The sequence below is a fragment of the Staphylococcus sp. FSL K6-0223 genome (assembly GCF_038008285.1).
Genome location: NZ_JBBOYX010000003.1, coordinates 201,683 through 221,900 on the forward strand (window position 1 = coordinate 201,683; position 20,218 = coordinate 221,900).

Below are 20,218 nucleotides of genomic sequence, written 5' to 3' on the forward strand. Positions count from 1 at the left end.
GAATTTAAAAAGAGTGGAACTCAATTCAGTTCATTATTGTTGAAGTTGAAGTTCCACCCATTCATTTTTAATTTTGTTTAAAACTTTATCCGCATTTAAAGATACATTTGATTTCACAAAAAAACGCATTATAATCTCATGAATTCTTTACCATTTGAATGACACGATGCGTTCATTACCATTAATATCTCTAATAACTTTGACTAACTTGTCAGGATACATAGAATTAATTAATGCTTTTAGTTGGTTGCCTTGATTATATCCAATTTCAAACACGACATGTCCTTGTTCTTTCATTACTTGTGGTAAATCTTTTAAAATACCCTCATAGATGGCGTAGCCTTCATTTTCAGCAAACAGAGCATGGTGAGGCTCATATTTAAGTACAGTATCATCCATATCTCTTGCTTCACCTTCATCAATATAAGGTGGATTAGAAATTAATCCGTCAACTTTAATATTATTATCAATTAGAGGTTTCAATGCGTTTCCTTGAAGAAATTGAATTTCTTGCTGATGTAATGTTGCATTATTGCGTGCAACATTCAGTGTATCTTCATATAAATCTGTAGCGAGAACGTTTAAATCTGGCTTAAGCAACTTAAGTGTAATAGCAATCGCACCGCTTCCTGTACCAATATCGGCAACTGTATCTTGATGATGACATAGATTTAGAAAATGAAGCATCACTTCTTCAGTTTCAGGACGAGGGATTAGACAATTATTATCTACCTCGAAGTTATAGCCGTAAAAAGATTGAAAGCCTACGATATATTGAATAGGTTCACCACTTAACATTCTATGTAGAGCTAGGTCAAATTTTGCTAAATCAGCTTGTGACATCTGTTCTTCACGATGGATAAGATAGTCTGTTCGTGACCATTTAAAAAGGTCCAACAGTAGCCATTCTGCCCTAGTCTGCTCATACCCTTTATCTAATGTTAATTGAATAGCCTCTTGAAGTTTTTCTTTATAGTTCACCATTATTAAGTTCTTTCAATTTCTCAGTTTGTTCAGATAGAGTAAGCGCGTCTATAATTTCATCTAAATTACCTTCCATAATCTGACCAAGTTTCTGTAGCGTTAAGCCAATTCTATGATCAGTCACACGACTTTGTGGATAGTTATATGTTCTGATACGTTCTGAACGGTCACCTGTACCTACAGCAGATTTTCTTTGTGACGCATATTTTTGTTGTTCTTCTTGTAACTTCATATCGTATAAACGTGCTTTTAAGACTTTCATCGCTTTCTCACGGTTTTGAATTTGTGATTTTTCTGATGACGTTGCAATAACACCAGTAGGTAAGTGGGTAATACGTACTGCTGAGTCAGTTGTGTTAACGTGCTGACCACCCGCACCACTTGAACGATACGTGTCAATTTTTAGATCTTCGTTACGAATTTCAATCTCAACATCTTCTACTTCTGGCAATACAGCTACTGTTGCCGTAGAAGTATGTATACGACCACCTGATTCAGTTTCTGGTACACGTTGAACTCGGTGAGCACCGTTTTCAAATTTTAATTTACTATAGGCTCCACTACCTGATACTGAAAAACTAATTTCCTTATAACCACCATGGTCACTTTCAGAAGCTTCAACAATTTCAGTTTTAAAACCATATGCTTCGGCATATTTAGAATACATTCTCATCAAGTCCCCAGCAAATATGGCCGCTTCGTCACCACCTGCAGCTGCTCGGATTTCAACAATAACGTCTTTTTCATCATTAGGGTCTTTAGGAATTAATAAGATTTTAAGTTCTTCTTCCATTTCAGGTAATTCAGCTTTTAAAGACGCACTCTCTTCTTTAAGCATATCCACTTCTTCTTTATCTGAAGTTTCTTTTAACATTTCTTCAATATCTTCAAGTTCTTCTTTTTTAGATTTATAACTACGATAAACTTCAACAGTTTTTTGTAAATCAGCTTGTTCTTTTGAATATTTTCTAAGTTTATCTGAATCATTCACGACATCAGGGTCGCTTAACATCTCATTTAATTGTTCATATCGTTCCTCTACTATATCTAATTGATCAAACACTACATTTCCTCCTTCTCATTTTCACTTGGAGCCACAATATGATGTGCTCTACAACGTGGTTCGTAACTTTCATTCGCACCAACTAATATAATTGGGTCATCTATTTTAGCTGGTTCTCCATTGATTAATCTTTGTGTACGGCTAGAAGGTGACCCACAAACAGCACAAACTGCCTGTAATTTAGTCACTTGTTCACTAACAGCTAATAATTTCGGCATAGGTTCAAAAGGTTCTCCCCTAAAATCCATATCTAAACCTGCAACAACAACTCTGTGACCATTTTTAGCCAGTTGTTCTACAATATTTACTATTTCACCATCAAAAAACTGCACTTCATCTATTCCGATAACGTCTACATTGTCTAAATCTTGGTTTAAAATTTCTCTTGACGTAGAAATATTTATCGCTTCAATTTCATTACCATCGTGTGAGACGACCTTTTCTTTATGGTAACGATCATCAATAGCTGGCTTAAAAACAATGACTTTCTGTTTCGCGTAAATCCCTCGTCTTAAACGACGAATCAACTCTTCTGATTTACCACTAAACATACTTCCAGTAATTGTTTCAATCCATCCGGAATGGTACGTTTCATACATTGAGAGTTCCACCTTTTTTCAAAACATAATCGCTTAATTATATCATATTTTATGAGTAGTTAAATGCATTTTCAAAGTATTATTCTAAATTAAACGACGATACTCTCATTTTACAAACAAATTAAGTAAAAACAAAATCTACTCACATAATAAAGGGTTAAAAAATAAAAAAACTGTCTACATTCCCTATATGGATACGTAGACAGTTGAAATTCAAATTTAGTTGTTGTTTGATTTGAAACCAAACTTTTTGTTGAAGCGTTCCACACGACCATCCGCAGCGGCGAATTTTTGACGGCCAGTATAGAATGGATGTGAATCAGATGATACGTCTAAACGAATAACTGGGTATTCATTTCCATCTTCCCATTCCATAGTTTCTGAAGATGTTTTAGTAGAACCACTTAAGAATTTAAAGTTTGTAGTAGTATCTAAAAAGATAACTTTGTGGTATTCAGGATGAATTCCTTGTTTCATTTCTTTCAGCTCCTTTGCCCTGAACCATCTGGAACAGAGTTATTTGTGAGTTTTTTACCCAATACTGTGTAATTATAATAGTTATCAAATCAAAACGCAACCCTTTATCAAAGATAACTTAGATAATTGGTTTACCTGTCTTTGTACTTTCTTCTGCTGACTTTTGTAATTGTGAAAAGAAGTCTTTATTATTTTTAGAGCGTTTTAACTTGCGAATAAAACGTTCAGTAAAGTCTGTAGAGTCTGTGAACAAGTTACGTAATTGCCATAATGAGTCAAGTTCAGCTTTCGAGATAAGTAATTCTTCTTTACGTGTTGAACTACGACCAATGTCAATTGCTGGGAAGATACGGCGTTCTGATAATTTACGATCAAGGTGTAATTCCATGTTACCTGTACCTTTAAATTCCTCGTAAATCATATCATCCATTCTTGAACCAGTTTCAACAAGTGCAGTAGCTAATATGGTTAAACTACCACCTGCTTCGATGTTCCTTGCTGCACCGAAAAATGCTTTAGGTTTATGCAGTGAAGCAGGGTCTAAACCACCAGATAGCGTACGTCCACTCGGTGGGATTACAAGGTTATAAGCACGTGCTAAACGTGTAATAGAATCCATTAAGATGATAACATCTTCACCTATTTCAACTAATCTTTTAGCACGTTCTAATAATAATTCTGCTACTTTGACATGATGTTCTGGCGGCTCATCAAAAGTGGAGTGCACTACTTCCGCTGATTCAACTGAACGTTCAATATCAGTTACCTCTTCAGGTCGTTCACCTACTAGTAAAATAAAAAGTTGAGCTTCAGGTTTATTTGTAGCAATCGCATTAGCAATCTCTTTTAATAAACTTGTTTTACCTGCTTTAGGTGGCGCTACAATTAAACCACGTTGCCCTAAACCAATCGGCGTCACTAAATCCATAATTCGAGTTGAATAATTAGTCGGAAGCGTTTCTAATAAAATTCTTTCTTCCGGATAGAGTGGCGTTAACGCTTGGAAATGAGGGCGTTTTTTAACTTCTTCTGCATTTTGATCATTCACAAAATCGACTTGAAGTAACCCATAATATTTTTCATTATCTTTCGGTTTACGTACTTTACCAGTTACTTTGTCTCCACGTTTGATCTCAAAACGTCGGATTTGACTTGCAGAAATATATATATCCTTTTCACCTTTAGAATAGTTAACGGTTCTAAGGAAACCATACCCATCCTGTTGGATATCATCAAGGATACCTTCCATGTAGTAGTTGCCATCTTTCTCCATTTGAGCTTCCATGATAGCTAAAACTAACTCTTTCTTATTTAATTTACTATAATTTGTTAATTTTAAAGATTTGGCTTTTTGAGTGAGCTCTTTAGTAGTGTTGTTTTTGTATAATTCGTGGAAAGATTCATACTGAGGAGATGTTCGTTCTCTTTCAGGCATAGACTTGCACCCATTTCATTATTTTTTATATTGCGAGACTTTGACATATAAATATTAAATATAGACGTTAAATGAAATTATTAAATTTTAAGATGTGCGAGTAAAATTTAATAATTTCAGTAAGCCTTATCGTCTTTATTTTATATTCAAATGTGTCATGACCTTCTAATTACTAGAATAACTATAGCAAATTTTCAATTTAATTACAAAATGAATTTAGAAAATATAACAATAAAAACAAAACACGGAACTAATATAGTTCCGTGCATCGTTTAATTGCAAGTTTTAATTAATTTATTCAATTATTTAAAATAACCAGCAATTGATTTAACTTCTAAGAATTCTTCAATACCATAGTCGCCCCATTCACGACCTAAACCTGATTGTTTATAACCGCCGAATGGTAAGTCAGGTTTTCTACCAGCTTCATTGATTTCAATAGTTCCTGCTTCAACTGAACGTGCTACTTTACGTAAAGTTTCTTGATCTTTACCAATAACGTAGCCAGCAAGACCATATTTAGTATCATTAGCAATTTCAATTGCTTCATCTAAATCATTATAAGTGATCACTGACATAACTGGACCGAAGATTTCTTCTTGAGCAATTGTCATATGGTTATCTACATTGATGAAAATAGTTGGACGTGCGAAATAACCTTTATCAAGGCCTTCTGGTTTACCAGGGCCACCGTAGAATAATTCAGCACCTTCATTTACGCCTTTATCAATATAGTCTTGAACTTGATCGAATTGTTTTTTGCTGATAATTGGTCCGACCTGTGTACCATCTTCACGAGGATTTCCTACTTTAACTTGGCTAAATTCTTCTTTAACTGCTGTTAAGAAATCTTCTTTAATGCTTTCAGGTATAAGTACACGTGTACCTGCAGTACATACTTGGCCAGTGTTATTAACAACTTTGCCAGTTGTAGCTTTAGCTGCTTCCTTGATATCAGCATCGTCAAGAACGATATAAGGAGATTTTCCTCCTAGTTCTAGAGACACTTTTTTGAAGTCTTTTGCGGCTTTTTCCATGATTTTAGATCCTGTTGGGCCAGAACCAGTAAATGACATCATTCTCACTTTAGGGTGTTCACTTAATGGATTTCCTACTCCTTCACCATCGCCATTAACTAAATTGAATACACCTTTAGGTACGCCAACTTTATCAAAGATTTCTGCTAAGATAATAGCTGCAAATGGTGTTTCTTCAGAAGGTTTAAGAACTACTGGACTACCTGCAGCAAATGCAGCAGCTAATTTTAATGATGTTTGATTAGTAGGGAAATTCCAAGGTGTAACTAATCCTGAGACACCAATAGCTTCTTTAACTACTAAATCATCTCCACGTTGCTCTTCAAATTCAAAATTATCTAAAGCATCTCTTGCTGCCGTAAAGTGATTTAGTCCCATTTGATAGTGAACATTTTCAGAAACAGATAATGGAGAACCTAATTCATCTGTAATCGCTTGGATAATATCGTCTTTTCTATTTTCATATTCTTTTACAATTTTATCTAACAAGTCTCTACGTTCTTCAACTGAACTATGACGAAATTCTAAATAAACTTTGTCAGCCGCTTCAACAGCTTTGTTAACATCTTCTTCATTCCCGTTAGCTACAGATCCCATCACTTCTTCAGTTGCAGGATTGATTACGTCAATTGTTTCGCCACTCGCACTATCAACCCATTCGCCATTAATATATTGTTTAGTGAAATTTCTCATATTAAATCTTCACTCCTTAGAAAAGTTATATGTGTATTCTATCCTTTAAAGCGTTACTTTAAACATATGCAACACTAAAATGAATTACGCTCAATTCATTTTATATTGGAAATTATAAAGCATCATTTTGCATCAACATAAAAAACTGCTTATAAAGTTTTTTACTTTATAAACAGTTCATCATGTCTTATTTATTTTGAAGAATTTGCTTCTAACTCAACGTATTTTTGTGCCCAAGCTTCCATAGGCTTTAATGCTTCGGCTAAAGCTTGTCCTTTATCAGTCAATTGATAAACAATTTCTAATGGGCTAGATGAAATAATTTGCTTCTCTACTAGTTTCCATTCTCCTAGGTCGGTTAATTTTAAGCTTAAAGCTCTAGGAGTGATCGTCTTTAGATCTCTTTTCATATCGGAAAAGTGAGCTGATTGACTTTCACATCTTGATAAATAATTAATAATTAGCCCATTCCAACTACGACCAACAATTTTAAAGGTTTCTTCAAGATATGGACAGATTTCCATTTGCCTCACCTCACATTTAATATGCTTATAATTGTAGGCATTTCTCTCTTGTCTTCCAATTATTAATATAAATATTATACCATAAAACCTTAAATTTCTTCAGTCCAAATATCTGCTCCGAGTGATTTTAAATGTTCAACAATATTTGTATAACCTCTGTATATATGTTTTACATTGAATATTGTTGTTACACCTTCAGCGATTAATCCCGCAGTAATTAAACATGCACCGGCACGTAAATCACTTGCATATACTTCTGTTCCTTCAAGACGCGAAGGTTTAATAGTTGCTGTACCTTCATCAGCATAAATATTTGCGCCCATACGTTGTAGTTCATCAACGTGTTTAAATCTAGCTGGATAAATGGTATCTGTAACAAATGATGGCCCATTAGTCATAAATAATAAAGGTGTAATAGGTTGTTGAAGATCCGTAGCAAAGCCAGGATAAACTAAAGTTTTGATATCAACATTTTTATATGGTGATTGTTTACGAATAATTGCTTTCTCATCATCTATTTGGATATCAACACCAAGCTCTCTCAATTTAACAGTTAACGCTTCTACATGCTTAGGTACAATATTATTTAATACAACTTCTTCACCCATAGCAGCAGCCATACACATATAAGAACCAGCTTCAATTCTATCAGGAATAATTTGATATTCTGAACCGTGCAACTCTTCCACGCCATTAATTTTGATGGTAGTTGTTCCTGCGCCTTTAATATTAGCTCCCATACTCATTAAAAAGTTAGCGACATCTACAACTTCAGGTTCTTTAGCTGCATTTTCAATGACAGTCTGACCTTTAGCATGTACAGCAGCAAGCATAATATTTATTGTAGCACCAACACTAACCATATCTAAAAAGATATTTGCACCTTTTAATTCTTTAGCTTCAATTTTCATAGAAGTATCGCTTGATTCATCAATTTCTGCCCCTAATGCTTTGAAACCTTTTATATGTTGATCAATAGGACGTGGTCCTAATGGACATCCACCTGGTAGCCCAATGACACATTTTTTAAAACGTCCTAGCATCGCTCCCATCATATAATAAGATGCACGCAATGATTCAACCTTATTATTAGGTAACGGCGCATTTTCAATTTCAGTTGTATCTACATCCAATTCTTTGCCTTTTAAAGTCGTTTTAATATTTAAATCTTCTAACAAACTTACTAAAGTTTTTACATCAGAGATTTGGGGAAGACCTTCCAACTTTACATGTCCTTGAGCTAATAAAGTTGCGGGGATAATAGCTACTGCACTATTTTTCGCTCCACTAATTTCTACTTCTCCTTTTAGTGTTTGTCCACCTCTTATTTTTATTACCTCTTGAACCATATGATTTATCTCCTTTGTTTCCTTCGTTTTAAAATTTCACATTATTAGCATTATAAAATAATTTTACTTTGTTTGTAAAATAGTTCAAATCTAATCAATGTTAAGTTATTTTAGCAACTTTACACATAAATAGTGTCAAAGTTTCTCGCTATATAATAATACTCTAATAATTAATATTAGACTATTACCTCATATACAACTTCTTAATCGTTAAATTTTTGTTTATTTATGATTTATATATCTTTTATTTTTATGTAACATCTGATTAATTTGAGGAAATTCATTTAAATGAATTTCATTCTGATTCAAGTATAGCATAAATAAGACTATTGAAACCTTTGTTCAATGGGCTCAGACTGTAGACAAACCCTTTCACTCATTGTCATTTCATGCATGCCTAGCTCATTTACTAGTGGCAAACTCCCGTCGTTATGCATTTTAAAACCTTGATTAAAAGGGGATTCTATCAGTCTTCATCTTCTAAAATATTCCATAAAAAAGACCATTGAAACCTTTGTTCAATGGTCTATGATAATGATTTATCAAATTATTTAGCTCGGTTAGAAGTTCCGAATTCTCTAATTTTACCTTTTACTGTTTCTTTAATTGCTTCACGAGCTGGTCCTAAATATTTACGAGGATCGTAAACATCTTTATCGTTATTTAATACATCACGAACAGCTTTAGCTGAAGCAATTTGGTTTTCAGTATTTACATTGATTTTAGCAGTACCATAAGGAATTGCTTTTTGAATGTCTTTAGTTGGGATACCAGTTCCACCATGTAATACTAATGGTAATCCAGTAGAAGCGCCAATTTCTTCCATTTCTTTAAATCCTAATTTTGGTTCACCTTTGTAAGGTCCATGAACTGAACCTAATGCAGGTGCTAAAGTGTCGATGCCAGTCTTTTCAACTAATTCTTGGCATTCTTTAGGATCAGCGTAGATAACGCCGTCAGCTACTACGTCGTCTTCTTGTCCGCCTACCGTACCTAATTCAGCTTCTACAGAAACACCTCTTTCATGTGCATATTCAACTACTTTAGAAGTAATTTCAATATTTTCTTCGAATGGACTGTGTGAAGCGTCAATCATTACTGAAGTGAATCCAGCATCAATCGCTTCTTTACATTTTTCGAAGCTTGAACCATGGTCTAAGTGAATTGCAACTGGAATTGTAATGTTTAAATCGTGAATTAAACCTTCAACCATTTTTACTACAGTGTAGAAACCACTCATATAACGAGCAGCACCTTCAGATACACCTAAAATAACAGGTGCATTCTCTTCTTGTGAAGCTTCTAAAATAGCTTGTGTAAACTCAAGGTTATTTAAGTTGTATTGACCAACTGCATAACCGTTTTCTTTCGCATCAATTAACATTTCTTTCATTGAAACTAAAGGCATGAAAGTTCCTCCTTGAGTGCATAAGTGCACGTATTTTTCAAAAATCATTATATCAAAAATACATAGTTAATGCATTCGAATACTTTATATAATATTAATAATTTTCACAATCCTTAGATTTTAAACTGTTGCAACCGCATTCATTTTAACAATCAGTCAAATATTGCATTACTCTAGTGTATTATTTAAAATGTTTTATTGAAAAGAATGGAGGAAAATCATGTCAAAAATTCTAAATACTCAATTGACTGGTATCTTTAATAGGCTTGAAAAGCAAGCATTAGATATACAAATGGCAGCACAATGTTTAATACAAGCTATTGGCGGTGAGGGGTATGTTTACGTTAAAGGATATGAAGATTTAAAATTTTATGAAGCTTTTGTATTGAATAGTAATGAAAAGCTCGAATCAAGCCGTTCACTAGATGACTTAAAATCTATGAGTGAAATTGATTCTACAGATAGAGTGTTTTTATTCTCACCTTTTTACAATGAGGATGTAGAGCAAGACGTTCAACGTTTAATTGAATTAGATGTCGATTTTGTATTAGTTTGTAACAATCCAAAACGTGATGATTTTCCAGAACATTTAATGCATTACGTTAACCTTTCAACACCTAGACCTATTGTTTATACTGAAGATTACGATAAGATTGTTCAACCTCATGCGATGGCATTTAATTATGTATATTATGAAATTTACACTCAAATGATAGAGATGACACGAGATTTAAATCTATAACTTAAGCTTCTACATTTGCGCAAACTATATAATCAGGTATCAAACTTATCTCTATTCATATTAAATTTTCATAAATTTATACACTTCATTATTTTAAACATTAACTCAAGATACACTTAAAAAATAATTGAGATTGCTATAAAAAATTAGCAATCTCTTTTTTTATTTTAAAAGTACTTTATTTATATAGTCTGTTTATTTGTAAAAGTAGCCTCTTAAGAATGTGAAAGCACACGACACAATATACAGATAAAAAAACAGTAAAAAGATTGTTATCAATCTTCTTACTGCTTTGGTTTTAATACTTATTTATCTAAATTTTAAATATAATCAATTAACGATTATTGTTGTTGATATTTAAGTGAAGCCTCAATAAATGATCTAAAGATTGGTTGAGGACGGTTGGGTCTTGATAAGAATTCAGGGTGGAATTGACATGCAATGAAGAAGTCATTTTCCGGAATTTCAACAATCTCTACTAAACGTCCATCAGGGCTTGTACCTGAGAATACCATTCCCTTATCTTCTAATTGCTCTCTAAATTCATTGTTAAATTCATAACGATGACGATGACGTTCTTCGATGTCATTTTTAGAATAAATAGATTCTGCAAGTGTATCTTCTTTAATATGACAAGGATATAAACCAAGTCGAAGTGTACCACCTAAATCTTCAATATCTTTCTGTTCAGGTAGTAAATCAATGATTGGGTATGGTGTACTTGGATCTAATTCAGCTGAATGAGCGCCCTCTAACCCTAAAACATTACGTGCATATTCAACAGTAGCAAGTTGCATACCTAAACAAATTCCAAAGAAAGGAATGTTGTTTTCACGGGCGTATTTAATAGCTGAAATTTTACCTTCACTTGCACGGAAACCGAAACCACCTGGAACCAAGATACCATCAACGTCAGATAAATAACTTTCAACGTTATTATCAGTCACTTCGCTTGAATCTATCCATTTAACAACAACATCTTTCTTGAATGGATAGCCAGCATGTTTTAATGATTCAACAACTGATAAATATGCGTCTTGTAAGCTAACATATTTACCAACTAATCCTATTGTAATCTTGCCATCAAGATGATTTACAGTATCTAATAAGTGTTCCCACTCATCAAGTTGAGTTTCATACTTAGCGTTTAATTGTAGACGTTTAATGACGATATCGTCCATATCTTGGTCACTTAATTGAAGTGGAATTTCATAAAGTGATTCAGCATCGCGACATTCAATCACGCTTTCTTTGTTTATATCACAGAATAATGCAATTTTATCTTTTAAATCTTGAGTCATTTCGTATTCTGTTCTAACAACAATTAAATCAGGTTGAATTCCTAAACCACGTAATTCTTTCACACTGTGTTGAGTGGGTTTCGTCTTCATTTCACCTGCTGCTTTAATGTAAGGTAATAAAGTACAATGTACATACATTACATTATCGCGACCTAAATCACTTCTTATTTGACGAATTGCCTCTAAGAATGGAAGTGATTCAATATCACCAGTCGTACCACCTATTTCTGTAATAACAACGTCAGCGTTTGTACTTTCTCCAGCTAATAATAATCTTTCTTTAATTTCATTTGTAATATGTGGGATAACTTGTACTGTTCCACCTAAGTAATCACCACGTCGTTCTTTCTTTAATACATGAGAGTATACTTTACCTGCAGTCACATTAGAATATTTATTCAAATTAATATCGATGAAACGCTCATAGTGACCTAAGTCTAAGTCGGTTTCTGCGCCATCATCAGTTACAAATACCTCACCATGTTGATATGGACTCATAGTACCTGGATCCACATTTAAATATGGATCAAATTTTTGAATTGTAACTTTAAGACCTCTATCCTTAAGCAATCTTCCTAGAGAAGCGGCCGTAATCCCTTTTCCTAATGATGACACTACTCCGCCTGTTACAAAAATAAATTTTGTCATTGTCTGACCTCCTGTATAATTTAGGGTTGCTACCTCGTTGTTATTATATTAATTAAAATTGTGAGTAACATGACGACCATGATATGACATGTTTATAGATTTTAAATTACTCTACAATTCTGTTCACTTTAAAATATTTAGTCATTTAAAAATAAAAAAACGCTCCCTCTCACAACAATTGTAAGGGGGAGCGTATCTAGTTAATACACGTGTCCTAATTAAAGGAGCCCGAATAAAATTCTATCATCTTTTAATTAAAAATAAAAGTCCCACTTTAAAGTTCAGAAAATAAGAATTAGTCGTTGAAATCTTCCTCATCTTCAAATTCTTCTTCTTCCTCTTCAGCAATATCATCATCGTCATCTTCTTCAATCACGATATCTGAATCATTGATTTCTTCTTCTACTTCTTCGTCTTCTGGATCATTTAAAGTTTCTTGATCTTCAGTTTCAGCAGGAATATCATCGTCCTCATCAATGTCATCTTCACCTAATAATTTAAGGTTTTGATCTTCTTCATCATCGTCATCAAGAATATCAAATTTTTGAATTGTAGGTGCAATCTTTTCTTCAATATCGTCTACAGAGTACCAATCGCGAAGTCCCCATTGATTTTCGCCGACATTTAAGAAACGACCATCTGTATTAAGGTCAGTATAGAATTGAACAACACGATTCTCAATATCATCATACTCATAACCACCTAGAGATTTGAACTCGTCGATAATATCGTATAAATTCATTGTTGTTTGTTTATCATTTAATAAAGTGTAAGCCATATCGATAAATGACTTCTCATCAACCATTTCTTTTGTGTAATCTTGAATTTTCATTAAAATACTTCCTTTCAAAGGATTTTTCTCTTATTTAAACGTCAAATTTTCATTAATTAATAGTAACAAAAATAAATTATAAATGACAACTACTGATTTCGCAATCACTACTCATAGTTCAATTGATGTAAACTTTCAGTTGATAGTCTAGTAGTTGATATACTTTTCAAATAGAACATAGTCTTCAGCTTCTTCAATAACCACAAAATTACTATTATCACACAAAGGTTTTAATTCATTATTCTCTCCATATAACGTTATAGCCAAAACCTTGATATCATCAAAATGTTTACGAATATAAGTTGGCAATTGTCTTAGAGCACTTTCCGCTATACCTTCGTTACGATGCTCTTTATTAACTTCTATTGCTGAAATTCTCATTCTATCTTCAATCTGTTCAATAGCAATAAATCCAACTTTTTCATTATCTTTAAGTAAATTAATTACATGAATATTAGCCTCATTTGAAGTTTCGCTTTCAACTAAGCGAAGTGAAGAAACATGTTTAGAATCTAAGTCTAAATAATAGAGTCGTTCTTTACCAATAGGGCCTTCCTCTTTGGTAGCAGTGTGCATAAAGCCAGCGCGTTCATAAACGTTCCACGCTCCTTTATTTTCAGCATCAACTACTAGATACAAATGATTAAAATCTGGGAATAATTCTTGCACATATTGAGGTAAGAACATCATCATCTTCGTTCCATAACCATGACCTTGATATTTCTCATTTACTGATAGAGATCGAACATAAACGACATTTTCAGGTGTATCATAGCCTTCATGTTGATAATATTGATGTAAGACAAAGAATCCCACCACTTGTCCCTCTTGATTCATTGCAATATTGGCTACTCTGTTTTCATCATTTAAAGCATCATCCAAAACTGTTTTAGGTAATGAGGAATAAATCTGCTGTCTCTCACTTAATTTAAATTCATTCACTGCTTCACGATACTTTTCTTCAAACACTTGGACTGTAATACCTTCAAATTCTTTTTTGATAAACATTTATTTAATCCCCTATTCGTTAATTACAACTTCTATTATATATGAAATAAATATTGATTACTATTTAGCTCAATTTTCTTTTTGAAAATTTATCTTACAATAGCATTACCCTATTAAGAAATTAAACAACCTTAAATTTAAATTTATTTAAATAATGCTTGTTTTTCAGAGATTTTAATATACTATAGTGAGTGACATATTTTTAATGTGGAGTGAGAGTCAAATGAAGGTAGGTATTGATGCCGGAGGTACATTAATAAAGATAGTTCAAGAACAAGGTAATGAACGCTTTTATCGAACAGAACTTACAACAAATATTGATAAAGTCATTGACTGGCTAAATAATGAAGACATTGAGTCGCTTAACTTAACTGGTGGTAATGCTGGCGTCATTGCTGAGCATATCAAAATTTCAGCACAAAGCTATGTTGAATTTGATGCATCGTCCAGAGGGTTGCGTATATTGTTAGAAGAACAAGGTCATCATATTGATACTTACATATTTGCTAATGTTGGTACAGGGACTTCATTGCACTATTTTAATGGTCAGGATCAACAACGTGTGGGTGGTGTAGGTACCGGTGGCGGTATGATTCAAGGGTTAGGTTACTTGTTATCAAATATTACTGACTATACAGAGCTTACTAATTTAGCACAAAAAGGCGACCGGGATTCTATTGATTTAAAAGTCAAACATATATACAAAGACAGCGAACCACCTATTTCAGGAGATTTAACTGCTGCAAACTTTGGGAATGTGTTACATCACCTAGATAACAATTTCTCATCCGCAGATAAGCTTTCATCAGTGATTGGTGTAGTTGGTGAAGTCATTACAACAATGGCTATTACCTTAGCCCGTGAGTATCAAACCGAAAATGTAGTATATATAGGTTCATCATTTAATAATAATAATTTACTACGTGAAGTAATTGAAAATTATACAGTATTGAGAGGTTTTAAACCTTATTATATTGAAAATGGTGCATTTTCAGGTGCACTAGGTGCTTTACATTTGTAAATAATAAAACAACGGTAGTGAGTTAAAGGAAAATAATTTTTTAAAATTAATTTTCCCATTCACTACCGTTGTCATTATTTAATAAGTTAAAAAGTTATTTCGTTAGATAATTTTTGTGCAGATACAACTGTGCCCACGACTCCAGGTTTTAAGTCAATAGCTACTGCTTTATCATCATCACGTAACTTATCTAACCATTCTCCAAAAACTTTACCTTCAATTTCGATAATTTCACATTCCTCAAAATCTTCATCTCGTACCTTAGACGCACGATTTTTAATACTCCAAACCGGCATAATATGAGGTTTTTGATGTTCATCATCACTAATCATGACAAAGTTTTTCTCATTTTTATTAGTTAAACCATAAACTTCATCGTATTTAGCTACATCTTTAACAAATTCTTTAATTCTGATGTCATCAAGTTCTGACATCAATTCATCAGTCATTTTAATAACATCCACTAGTTGTCCATCTTCTTCATTATTTACATTAACTAAGATTTCATCACCTTCATCAAATAAATCATCTAATTCATAAGTGACGAATCTGTCAATATCAGCTCGAACAACCTTATCATAATCTATAGAATGTTGAGATAAATATGATTCAGCCATAGCTTCATCTGTCCACATAGCAATATAAGATTGTTCTTTTTGATTTAACCTTACTAACTTCTTATTTTTTGAAGCAAAATAAATATATTCGTTTATTAAAATATCCTTGAAAAATGCTTCATATTTGTACGACATGTCAAACCCTCAATTCATTAGTTATTCGTATAGTGTGTCAATTTAAATGTTAAACGACTAATAATTGATAGTCAATCGTGTACAATTAATAATATTATTTCGTTATATCCTGTAATTAAATCTGGTTATTTCTGAAAATTTCGAAAATATAAATTTTACTAAATATCTATTTGCATTTGTCGAGTATGACTTATAAACCTAATTCTTTAATAAACTCATTTTCATGCTGAATAATTTCTTCTTTACTTGATCCGTGCCATATACATCCAAATCGAGAATTCACTTTATCTTTGCCATACCAATCGCCATCATAATATGAAAGTGGATAAAGAACACCCTTCTTTATATATTTAATAATTGTATTATAAAAATGTGTATTATCACCGTTAGAAAAATAACTATAAAATTTATGATATCCTTTTGCTAAATCCTTTGCGAGCAACAACATACTTGTTGAACCATTTTGTCTAAAATTCAAATCAATTGCAAAGACGTCATTATTTTTATCTACTAACAAATCAAATCCAGCAACCCCAAAGAATCCTTTACTCACACCTATCTCCATAATTTCTTTGCCGGCATCAATGACATGCTCAGGTACATCATTAACATTTTCATTCCCGTTATAAAAACCATACTCATTCGTTAGTTGTTGGGCTGTACCTAAATATTTAATTCCCAAATCAGGATCATAAGCATATTGAACGCAGTAGTTATTAACCGCTTCAATTTTTTGTTCAATTATTAAATAATCTGTAGCTTCAGTGGCTTCTTTAATGCGAATTTTAGCTTGTTCTAAATCTTGATCATTGTAGCAAATCATTACACCATAGCCACCTGCTGTAGGTAAGTCATCTCCGGGTTTAATTACGAATGGATAAGACCAAGACTTAATTCGAGTTTCAAATTCTTCTATAGGTACAATCTCTCTATCAGGTAAATATTTGTTGTTCGTCCATTCAGGTATCCTTGATTTATTATTTAAAGCAACAAATATGTCTTTATTAAGTGCATAATACTCTTTCTCTAAAATATCTTCATCATGTATATATTGAAAATAAATTTTCTTACCATCTTTATGAGCTAAAGTTTGTAATAATTCTTCATATGTCTCTTTATTATTAAACTTGTAAATGTGAGTTGGAATTTGCTTTCCTACTAATTCAAATAGGTATGCTAATTTCTCAGTAACACTTGCCTCATGCACAATAACTGGAAAGCGATTAGCGATGAGTAATTCTCTTCCAGTTAAAAAATTAGATTGATGTTCATCAGGTTTTAACCATGGATTAGAGATATATGAAGGTCTAGATGTATAAACCACATCATCATTGTATAAATCACTTAAAGTCAACATCGGACCATATACTTTTTCATTCATTATTTAACATGCCCCTTTATATGAGTATGTTCTTCAACAATTTCATTGAATAACTTCTCATTTTCAATTAATTCTAAGCCCATTAAGGCTAAGATTTTAGCTCCTCTTATTAAAGCTTGATCACCATGAACACTTGCAGCCGCCTCTCTGAAACGATGTGTATGCCCTACAAGATTACGTGAACCAATTTTAATATGAGGATGAATAGTCGGAACTATGTGACTCACGTTACCCGTATCTGTTGAACCATAACCGAAGTCATCATTAATGACTTCCTCTCCCATTTCTTCAGCATACTTTTCAAATAAGTCATCTAATTTAGGCGATTTGATAAATTCATTTACACCGTTTTGAATGGGACCAAATTCATAATCACAACCTGTTTGAATGGCTGCCCCACGCGCAATTTCCTTCACCTTTTCTGTTAATACATCTAGTTCTTTACGAGATGTAGCTCTGGTATAAAAACGAGCATGTGTATAATCAGGTATAATATTTGCAGCTTTCCCACCATCTAATATAACGCCATGTACACGTTGTCCCTTTTTTATATGTTGTCTTAACTGTGCAACACCATTGAAATAAGAAATCATAGCATCAAGGGCATTAAGTGCTTCGTCTGCATTTTCAGAAGCATGAGCACTTCGTCCATAGAATTGAATATCTAATACATCCACTGCCAGAGTGTTGATGGTACGATATGTTTCATTACCTGGATGTACCATGAGCGCAACATCTATATCTTCTATAATGCCTGCTTTAACATAAGACGCTTTAGCAGAACCATTTTCTCCACCTTCTTCAGCCGGACATCCTAGTACAACAACTTTACCACCTATCTCGTCTATAACTTGTTTTAAAGCTGTACCCCCTAAAACGCTTGCTGTTCCAATAATATTGTGACCACATGCATGTCCTAGTCCAGGTAGTGCATCATATTCTGCTAAGAAACCAATTGTAGGACCTGGTTTATCAGACTCGTATGAGGCAATAAAACCTGTAGCATGTCCAGCAATATCTGTTTCTATTTCGAATTCATGCAATTTTAGAATATCGATTAACGTTCTTGACGCAAATATTTCTTCATTTCCTAGTTCAGGGCGCTCATGTATACGATGACTGATTTCAACATAATCATATTTTTTATTTTCTATAAAATCTAATATCTCTTGTTTTGCACTCATTGTACCTAACTCCCTTGAAAACCTTACTAGCTTAATTCAGTTTATACTTTATTCATACTCATTATTTAATGACTATTACTCAAAACTATTACTTAAAGATGAGGAAAGATAACTAACTTTTTTCTAACATACACTAGCTTTTTTCACTTTCCTCAATTTAATTATTACTTATTCTATCGGAATAAATAATTGTTGTCATTACTTTTTAACATATATACACAATTTTCTTACAATTCAAACGCTAATTGCTTTGCTACTTTTTTCAAAATTGTCATTCACATCGAGGATTGTTACAATCAAATTATTGAAATGAACAATAAATTGCGTAATTGCAATAAGGAGGACACAATCATGCCTAAAATGAACGTTGAAAGTTTTAATTTAGATCATACTAAAGTTGTTGCACCATTTATCCGTTTAGCGGGTACGATGGAAGGATTGAATGGAGATATTATCCATAAATATGATATCCGTTTCAAACAACCTAATAAAGAACATATGGAAATGCCTGGTTTACATTCTTTAGAACACTTAATGGCCGAAAACATTAGAAATCACACTGATAAAGTTGTTGATTTAAGTCCTATGGGTTGCCAAACTGGTTTCTATGTATCATTTATTAATCATGACGATTATGATGATGTTTTAAATATTGTTGAAAAGACATTGAACGATGTCTTAAATGCTACAGAAGTGCCAGCTTGTAATGAAGTGCAATGTGGATGGGCAGCAAGCCATTCATTAGAAGGTGCTAAAGAAATTGCTCAAGCTTTCTTAAATAAACGCGACCAATGGAATGATATTTACGGTACGGGAAAATAAATGAATTTAATATTAAATAAGACTCTAGATTTACTTGCTTATCGCAAGATGATCTAGAGTCTTTCTTTTACTGCATAATTATTTATTATTTAGAATTTCAACGATATCTTGAGGTTTACGTCCCAATAAATCTTCCAATAAAGAAGAAGATTTATCAAAATCACCATCAACACTTGCTTCGAAAATATCGACAAACATTTGTTTCATTTCTTCAGATAAGTTAGGTATAAATCCTAAAGTTTCTTTATATTCATCGTTACTAATAATCACTCTTTCGATGCCATCTTGTTTATATTCTTTTGCTATATCTTCCATTGTTAATGTGCGTGATGCTGTTAGCTGAGGGTAACGTTCCTTAAATTGCTCATCTTGTAAAATCTTAACCATACCTTCTGCTAAGTCTTCATGTGTTGTCCAGTTTACCGGACCATCTTTAGGTAATTTAAGTTGATTATCTTGTAATCCACCTAAGAAAAATTGCTGACCATTTGCTGAATAGAAACCGTTTCTAAAAGCAATAAAGTTCAAACCACTTTCTTCTAACATTTGCTCAGTTTTATAATGATCTACCATAGGTTGGAAGTGTGATTGAGGCGCACTTCCAATTTGACTAGTATATAGTATACGGTTGACACCAATTTCTTTAGCTGCTTCAATCACGTTTTTATGAGCTTCAACAAGTTCATCACCTTGTCCATTTCCTGAGATAACTAATAATTGATCCGCGTTTTCAAAGGCTTGTTTTAAAGTTTCTGGCTTTTTGAAATCGCCCTCCCTTACACTTACACCTTTATCAGCTAAGTCTTGTGCTTTTGAAGCATCTCTCACGCTTACTCCCAATTCATTTGCGGGATATACTTTTAAAGCTTCTTCTACTACAATTCTTCCTAATGTACCCGTTGCACCTGTAATAACTATCATTTAAATAAACTCCCTTTTATCTTTTTCATTATTTAAT

19 protein-coding genes are annotated in these 20,218 nt (G+C 33.0%); 3 read left to right on the forward strand and 16 right to left on the reverse strand.

Annotation, left to right across the window (positions count from 1 at the left end; all coding sequences use genetic code 11):
* Nucleotides 1–147: 147 nt before the first annotated feature.
* From prmC to fdaB, 9 genes are all read right to left on the reverse strand, one after another.
* A complete protein-coding gene (gene prmC / locus MHI13_RS18215; protein ID WP_064210656.1) occupies nt 148–984 on the reverse strand; it encodes a peptide chain release factor N(5)-glutamine methyltransferase in 837 nt (278 codons plus the stop codon).
* Entirely contained in the window at nt 971–2,047 is a 1,077-nt protein-coding gene (prfA, locus tag MHI13_RS18220; RefSeq protein WP_002435511.1) for a peptide chain release factor 1, read from the reverse strand. Before prfA ends, prmC begins: the two co-directional genes overlap by 14 nt.
* Nucleotides 2,047–2,646, reverse strand: a complete 600-nt coding sequence (locus MHI13_RS18225; RefSeq protein WP_037551293.1) for a thymidine kinase — start codon at nt 2,644–2,646, stop codon at nt 2,047–2,049. Before MHI13_RS18225 ends, prfA begins: the two co-directional genes overlap by 1 nt.
* Nucleotides 2,647–2,865: 219 nt before the next feature.
* Complete coding sequence (locus tag MHI13_RS18230) at nt 2,866–3,123, reverse strand: type B 50S ribosomal protein L31 (RefSeq protein WP_002435494.1); 258 nt, start codon at nt 3,121–3,123, stop codon at nt 2,866–2,868.
* A 118-nt stretch (nt 3,124–3,241) separates the two neighbouring features.
* On the reverse strand, nt 3,242–4,558 hold the full coding sequence (gene rho, locus MHI13_RS18235; RefSeq protein WP_002435787.1) for a transcription termination factor Rho: 1,317 nt from the start codon (nt 4,556–4,558) through the stop codon (nt 3,242–3,244).
* Between the two features lie 302 nt (nt 4,559–4,860).
* Nucleotides 4,861–6,288, reverse strand: coding sequence for an aldehyde dehydrogenase family protein (locus tag MHI13_RS18240; RefSeq protein WP_064210657.1), 1,428 nt, complete (start codon nt 6,286–6,288; stop codon nt 4,861–4,863).
* A 191-nt stretch (nt 6,289–6,479) separates the two neighbouring features.
* The gene (locus MHI13_RS18245) at nt 6,480–6,812 is read right to left on the reverse strand and encodes a winged helix-turn-helix transcriptional regulator (protein ID WP_002435794.1); all 333 of its coding nucleotides are present in this window, start codon (nt 6,810–6,812) and stop codon (nt 6,480–6,482) included.
* Nucleotides 6,813–6,901: 89 nt separating this feature from the next.
* Nucleotides 6,902–8,161, reverse strand: a complete 1,260-nt coding sequence (locus MHI13_RS18250) for a UDP-N-acetylglucosamine 1-carboxyvinyltransferase (protein WP_002453720.1) — start codon at nt 8,159–8,161, stop codon at nt 6,902–6,904.
* 547 nt (nt 8,162–8,708) lie between these two features.
* The gene (gene fdaB, locus MHI13_RS18255; RefSeq protein WP_002435762.1) at nt 8,709–9,569 is read right to left on the reverse strand and encodes a class IIb fructose-bisphosphate aldolase FdaB; all 861 of its coding nucleotides are present in this window, start codon (nt 9,567–9,569) and stop codon (nt 8,709–8,711) included.
* A gap of 220 nt (nt 9,570–9,789) precedes the next feature.
* On the opposite strand from fdaB, the gene MHI13_RS18260 reads away from it, so the two are divergent.
* Nucleotides 9,790–10,311: a DUF2529 domain-containing protein gene (locus MHI13_RS18260; protein ID WP_002435809.1), complete on the forward strand. Its 522-nt coding sequence runs from the start codon at nt 9,790–9,792 to the stop codon at nt 10,309–10,311.
* A 341-nt stretch (nt 10,312–10,652) separates the two neighbouring features.
* Here the strand turns inward: MHI13_RS18260 and MHI13_RS18265 are convergent, their stop codons facing one another.
* The 3 genes from MHI13_RS18265 to MHI13_RS18275 form a co-directional block, all read right to left on the reverse strand.
* Nucleotides 10,653–12,260 (reverse strand): CTP synthase, encoded by a 1,608-nt coding sequence (locus MHI13_RS18265; protein ID WP_340761755.1) that lies wholly within the window; start codon nt 12,258–12,260, stop codon nt 10,653–10,655.
* 295 nt (nt 12,261–12,555) lie between these two features.
* On the reverse strand, nt 12,556–13,092 hold the full coding sequence (gene rpoE, locus MHI13_RS18270; RefSeq protein ID WP_064210659.1) for a DNA-directed RNA polymerase subunit delta: 537 nt from the start codon (nt 13,090–13,092) through the stop codon (nt 12,556–12,558).
* A 147-nt stretch (nt 13,093–13,239) separates the two neighbouring features.
* Nucleotides 13,240–14,100 (reverse strand): GNAT family N-acetyltransferase, encoded by an 861-nt coding sequence (locus tag MHI13_RS18275; RefSeq protein WP_023351346.1) that lies wholly within the window; start codon nt 14,098–14,100, stop codon nt 13,240–13,242.
* A 223-nt stretch (nt 14,101–14,323) separates the two neighbouring features.
* Here MHI13_RS18275 and coaW point away from each other — a divergent pair, with 223 nt between their 5' ends.
* Nucleotides 14,324–15,121: a type II pantothenate kinase gene (gene coaW / locus MHI13_RS18280; protein WP_002435515.1), complete on the forward strand. Its 798-nt coding sequence runs from the start codon at nt 14,324–14,326 to the stop codon at nt 15,119–15,121.
* A gap of 86 nt (nt 15,122–15,207) precedes the next feature.
* On the opposite strand, the gene MHI13_RS18285 is transcribed toward coaW, so the two are convergent.
* The 3 genes from MHI13_RS18285 to MHI13_RS18295 form a co-directional block, all read right to left on the reverse strand.
* A complete protein-coding gene (locus MHI13_RS18285; protein ID WP_002469798.1) occupies nt 15,208–15,873 on the reverse strand; it encodes a DUF2750 domain-containing protein in 666 nt (221 codons plus the stop codon).
* Between the two features lie 190 nt (nt 15,874–16,063).
* Nucleotides 16,064–17,254 (reverse strand): L-aspartate--L-methionine ligase LdmS, encoded by a 1,191-nt coding sequence (ldmS, locus tag MHI13_RS18290; protein ID WP_064210660.1) that lies wholly within the window; start codon nt 17,252–17,254, stop codon nt 16,064–16,066.
* Nucleotides 17,254–18,438, reverse strand: a complete 1,185-nt coding sequence (locus tag MHI13_RS18295; protein ID WP_002435805.1) for a M20 family metallopeptidase — start codon at nt 18,436–18,438, stop codon at nt 17,254–17,256. The genes ldmS and MHI13_RS18295 overlap by 1 nt, the downstream gene beginning before the upstream one ends.
* Before the next feature lie 351 nt (nt 18,439–18,789).
* On the opposite strand from MHI13_RS18295, the gene MHI13_RS18300 reads away from it, so the two are divergent.
* Nucleotides 18,790–19,260, forward strand: coding sequence for an S-ribosylhomocysteine lyase (locus MHI13_RS18300; protein WP_064210661.1), 471 nt, complete (start codon nt 18,790–18,792; stop codon nt 19,258–19,260).
* Between the two features lie 78 nt (nt 19,261–19,338).
* Here MHI13_RS18300 and MHI13_RS18305 read toward each other — a convergent pair whose 3' ends face one another.
* Nucleotides 19,339–20,181, reverse strand: coding sequence for an NmrA family NAD(P)-binding protein (locus tag MHI13_RS18305; protein ID WP_064210662.1), 843 nt, complete (start codon nt 20,179–20,181; stop codon nt 19,339–19,341).
* Nucleotides 20,182–20,218: the final 37 nt, after the last annotated feature.